At 66.6% G+C, this 5,020-nt stretch carries 4 protein-coding genes and 1 pseudogene; 4 read left to right on the top strand and 1 reads right to left on the bottom strand.

Features of this window, described 5'->3' with window-relative positions:
* The 4 genes and pseudogenes from EOA29_RS24655 to dhaL form a co-directional block, all read left to right on the top strand.
* A partial coding sequence (locus EOA29_RS24655) for an aminotransferase class III-fold pyridoxal phosphate-dependent enzyme (RefSeq protein WP_127221734.1) occupies positions 1-868 on the top strand: 868 nt, incomplete at its 5' end.
* A gap of 5 nt (positions 869-873) precedes the next feature.
* Positions 874-1,017 (top strand): annotated as a pseudogene (locus EOA29_RS43210) (four-carbon acid sugar kinase family protein); the annotation flags it as partial.
* Between the two features lie 154 nt (positions 1,018-1,171).
* Positions 1,172-2,173 (top strand): dihydroxyacetone kinase subunit DhaK, encoded by a 1,002-nt coding sequence (locus tag EOA29_RS24645; protein WP_126095756.1) that lies wholly within the window; start codon positions 1,172-1,174, stop codon positions 2,171-2,173.
* A gap of 5 nt (positions 2,174-2,178) precedes the next feature.
* The gene (dhaL, locus tag EOA29_RS24640; protein ID WP_126092021.1) at positions 2,179-2,787 is read left to right on the top strand and encodes a dihydroxyacetone kinase subunit DhaL; all 609 of its coding nucleotides are present in this window, start codon (positions 2,179-2,181) and stop codon (positions 2,785-2,787) included.
* A gap of 152 nt (positions 2,788-2,939) precedes the next feature.
* Here dhaL and EOA29_RS24635 read toward each other — a convergent pair.
* A partial coding sequence (locus EOA29_RS24635; RefSeq protein ID WP_145969774.1) for an efflux RND transporter permease subunit occupies positions 2,940-5,020 on the bottom strand: 2,081 nt, incomplete at its 5' end.

The raw sequence follows: 5,020 nt of genomic DNA, 5'->3' as shown, positions 1-5,020 counted from the left end.
CTTCGACCTGCCGAGCGCCAATATCCTGCACACCTCGACGCCGCACCATTGGCGCGACGCCGAGCCTGGCGAAAGCGAGGAGCAGTTCTCCAGCTGGCTGGCCGAAGATCTCGAGACGCTGATCCTTGCCGAGGGGCCGGAGACGATCGCCGCCTTCATCGGCGAGCCGATCATGGGCGCCGGCGGCGTCATCGTTCCTCCAGCCGGCTATTGGGAAAAGATCCAGGCGGTGCTGTCGAAATACGGCATCCTGCTGGTGGCCGACGAGGTGATCTGCGGCTTCGGCCGCACCGGCAAGATGTTCGGCTCGCAGACTTTCGGCATCAAGCCCGACATCATGGTACTGTCGAAGCAGATCTCGTCGTCCTACCTGCCGATCTCGGCGCTGCTCATCAACGACAAGGTATTCGAGCCGATCGCCGACGAGAGCAACCGCATCGGCACTTTCGGCCACGGCTTCACCGGCGGCGGCCATCCGGTGGCTGCTGCCGTCGCGCTGGAAAACATCAAGCTGATCGAGGAGCGCGACCTCGTCGGCAATGCGCGCAAGGTCGGCGCGCGCCTGCAGGCACGGCTGCGCAAGCTGGATTCCCATCCGCTGGTGGGCGAGGTGCGCGGCGTCGGCCTCATCGCCGCCGTCGAGCTGGTCGCCGACAAGGCCAGCAAGGCGCCGTGGGGCAAGCCCGCCGCGCTCGGCGCGCTGGTCAACGGCTTCCTGCAGCAGAATGGCGTGATCTCGCGCAACATGGGCGATGCGATTGCCTTCTGTCCGCCGCTGATCATCACCGAGGCTGAGGTCGATGCCCTGGTTGACGCGTTCGAACGGTCGCTCGACGCCGCGCTGCCGCAGGTTCAGCCGCAGGGCTGAACAGGCCGCTGCCGGCATCGCCCGGCTCGCCGCTGTGCGTCGCCCATTCCAGCATCGCGGCGGTCGACGGGCTGGAAGTCGCGCTGAAGGGCGGGCAGGTCGGGACCGACCGCTATTTCTCGGCCATCCGCGACGGCCTCGGCGGTTGACAGCGCCGTGCCGTTCCGAGGTTCCGCGATGCACCGTGCCGCGCCTCGCGACCTTCCGGCTGCATTTCTCGCCAAGAAAAACAGAACGTTCCAAGCGGTCGGGAAACGCTTTAGTCTCGCCGCCGACGATAGTGCAGGGGAGAAACGCATGAGCATGAGCCAGAAGCTGATCAACGATGGCAACGCGGCGGTCGACGAAATGCTGATAGGCATCATGGCCGCGCATCCCGAGCATCTTTGGCGCCCGGACAACGCGCCGCGTGCGGTCGTCGCCAGACACGGTCCGCGGAGTGGCAAGGTGGCGCTGATCATCGGCGGCGGCTCGGGCCACGAGCCGACCTTCCTGGGCTATGTCGGCAAGGGGCTGGCGGACGCCGCCGCGATCGGCAACGTCTTCGCTTCGCCCCCTCCGCAGCCGGCGGTCGACGCGGCGATGGCCGCGAGCGGCGATGCCGGTGTCCTGTTCATGTATGGCAACTATGCCGGCGACGTGATGAACTTCGACATGGCCGCCGAGCTTCTGGAGATGGAAGGCATCGAGGCACGCACGGTGCTGACCACCGACGACATCGCATCCGCGCCACGCGACCAGCGGCAAAAGCGTCGCGGCGTTGCCGGCAATGTGTTCATCTTCAAGGCCGCGGGCGCGGCCGCGGACATGATGATGCCGCTGGACGAGGTGGAACGGATCGCCCGGCACGCCAACGACCGCACCTTCACCATGGGCGTGGCGCTCTCGTCCTGTTCCCTGCCGCAGACGCGGCGGCCGAGCTTCGATCTGCCCGCCGGCGAGATGGAGATCGGCATGGGCATCCATGGCGAGCCCGGCGTGCGGCGCGGGCCATTGCGGCCGGCCAACGACGTCGCCGACGAAATCATGGACGCGATCCTGGCGGAAATGAAAGCGCCGGCCGGCGATCGTGTCGCGGTGCTGGTCAATTCGCTCGGCGCGACGCCGCTGATGGAACTCTACATCCTGAACGCCCGGATCGCGGAACGCCTGAAGGCTGCCGGGCTGGTCGTCCACAAGACGCTGGTCGGCCCCTACTGCACGTCGCTCGACATGGCCGGCGCCTCGATCACCATCATGCATCTCGATGACGAACTGCAGCGCATGATCGACCATCCCTGCGACTGCGCCATGTTCCGGAGCTGAGCAAGATGGAGTTTACGACCAGGGATTTGAAGGCCCTTTTCGGCGCCTTCTCCGCACGGATGGCGAGTGAGCGCGACAGGCTCTGCGCGCTCGACGGGGTAATAGGGGACGCCGATCACGGCATCGCCATGGAACAAGGCATGAAGGCCGCGGCCGATGCAGCCCAGGCTGCCGAGGGCACGCTGCAGGACGTATTCAATGCCGCCGCCAAGGGCTTTCTCAACGCTGTCGGCGCCTCCTCCGGACCTCTCTACGCGACCGCCCTTCTGCGCGCCGGCAAGGCCGCGGGTCCGCGCGGGTCGATGCCGAGCGGCGAACTGCGGACCGTCATTGCGGCGATGCGCGACGGCATCGTCCAGCGCGGCAAGGCCGAACCCGGGCAGAAGACGATGCTCGATGCCTGGGCTCCAGCCGCGGATGCGGCCGTCAATGGCCAGAGCGCCGACGCCATAGCCGCCGCCGCCCGCCAGGGCGCGGAAGCGACACGCGATATGATCGCAACCGTCGGCCGCGCCGCGCGGCTCGGCGAGCGCTCGCTGGGTCATCCGGACCCCGGCTCGGTTTCGGCCGCATTGCTGGTCGAAGAAATCTGCAATGCGATGAAGACCGCCTAAAGCGCGCCGCGATCTTTCAGATCGCTTCTGCGCTTTAGGTTTTTGTTTTTACGCATGTCTTTTTCCCGAAACCGGGTCCCACTTTCGGGAGACATGCTTTGAGCCGTCCGCCGACGAGACGGCTCAAGCCGGCAATCCCGCCCCGGGAGCCATCAACTCCGCAGCGCCACATAGATCGCCGGAATGACGAGCACCGTCAGCAGCGTCGAAGAGGCAAGCCCGAACAGCAGCGAGATGGCGAGACCTTGGAAGATCGGGTCCGTCAGGATCACCGCCGCGCCGATCATCGCGGCCAGCGCGGTGAGCAGGATGGGCTTGAAGCGGATCGCGCCGGCCTTGAGCAGGATGTCGACCAATGGCCGGTCGGTGCCGCGGGAGTGGCGGATGAAATCGACCAGCAGGATCGAGTTGCGCACGATGATGCCGGCCAGTGCGATGAAGCCGATCATCGACGTGGCCGTGAAGGGCGCGGCGAAAGCCCAGTGGCCGAGCATGATGCCGATCAGCGTCAGCGGGATCGGGGTGAGGATCACCAGCGGCAGCCGGAAGGAGCCGAACTGCGCGACGACCAGGATATAGATGCCGAGGATCGCCACCATGAAGGCGGCGCCCATGTCGCGGAAGGTTACCCAGGTCACCTCCCATTCGCCGTCCCACAGAAGCGTCGGCTTCGATTCGTCGTCCGGCTGGCCATGCAGCGCGATCGCCGGCTTCGGCAGCGCCCTCCAGTCCGCCTTGGCGATCGCGTCGTCGACGGCGAGCATGCCGTAGACGGGCGCCTCGAAGGCGCCGGCCAACTCGCCCATCACCATTTCGGCGGGGCGGCCGTTGTGGCGGAAGATCGGGTACGAGGCGGGCTCGCCCGCAAGGCGCACCACGTCGCCGAGCTCGACCACGTCGCGAGCGCCCGGCAAGGCATTGGCCGGCACCGGCGTCGCCAGCGCGCGCTGGTCGACGACGCCACCGGCCTTTGACAAGGCAATGCGGATCGGGATCGGATAACGGCCGCCGCCGCGGTGCGAATAGCCGACAGTGGTGCCGCCGAAGAGATAGCTCAGCGTGTCGTAAACGTCCGACTGCTCGACCTTGTAATATTCGAGATTGTCCTGGTCGATCGCCAGCCGCTGCCGTCCGGGTTGTTTGTGGAAGCTGTCGTCGACGTCGACGATGAACGGGACGCTCGAGAAGGTCTCGCGCACCTTGGCCGCGACAGCGCGGCGGGTCTCGGCGTCCGGCCCGTAGATTTCGGCCAGCAGCGTGCCCAGCACCGGTGGTCCGGGCGGCGGCTCGACCACCTTGACGACTGTGCCCGCCGGCATGGCCATGCCTTTCAGGCGCTCGCGTATGTCGAGCGCGATGGCGTGGCTGGCGCGGCCGCGCTCACCCTTCGGTACTAGGTTGACAGTCACGTCGCCCTGCTCGGGGCTGGAGCGCAGATAATAATGGCGCACCAGTCCGTTGAAGTTGAAGGGCGCGGCGGAGCCGGCATAAGTCTGGAAGGAGACGACCTCCGGCACGCCGGCCAGGCGGTCGACCGCTGCTTGCAGCAGCCGGTTCGTGTCCTCGACGGACGAGCCCTTGGGCAGGTCCGCGACCACCTGCAGCTCGGTCTTGTTGTCGAACGGAAGCAGCTTCACCGTCACATGCCTGGTGTAGATCAGCGCCATGGAAGACAGCGTCGCGACACCGACGACGAGCAGGAACATCCAGGCACGCAGGCGCGACTTCAGGATCGGCCGGGCGGCCGCGACATAGGCGCGGCCGAGCGCTCCTATATGTCCGTCGCCATGGCCTGTCCGTCCATCCGCCGCGTCTTGCCTGCGGCCAAGCTTCATCATCAGCCAGGGTGTCAGCATCACGGCGACGAAGAAGGAGAACAGCATCGCGGCCGAGGCATTGGCCGGAATCGGGCTCATATACGGTCCCATCATGCCCGACACGAAAAGCATCGGGAGCAGCGCCGCGACGACGGTCAGCGTGGCGACGATGGTCGGGTTGCCGACCTCGGCGACAGCGTCGATGGCGGCGGCGCTCCGCGAACGCCCGTCATCCATGGCCCAGTGGCGGGCAATGTTCTCGATGACGACGATGGCGTCGTCGACCAGGATGCCGATCGAGAAGATCAGCGCGAACAGGCTGACGCGGTTCAGCGTGTAACCCATGATGCGGGAGGCAAAGAGCGTGAGCAGGATCGTCGTCGGGATGACAACCGCCACCACCAGCGCCTCGCGCC

This window comes from Mesorhizobium sp. M1E.F.Ca.ET.063.01.1.1 (assembly GCF_003998155.1).
Classification (GTDB): Bacteria; Pseudomonadota; Alphaproteobacteria; order Rhizobiales; family Rhizobiaceae; genus Mesorhizobium.
The sequence above is the reverse complement of the archived record's forward strand: the minus strand, read 5'-3'. Positions and strand labels throughout refer to the sequence as shown.

Bases quoted from the DNA above. Each gene is read 5' to 3' on its own strand.
- dhaL (WP_126092021.1), top strand. From the start codon at position 2,179: ATGGAGTTTACGACCAGGGATTTGAAGGCCCTTTTCGGCGCCTTCTCC.
- EOA29_RS24645 (WP_126095756.1), top strand. From the start codon at position 1,172: ATGAGCCAGAAGCTGATCAACGATGGCAACGCGGCGGTCGACGAAATG.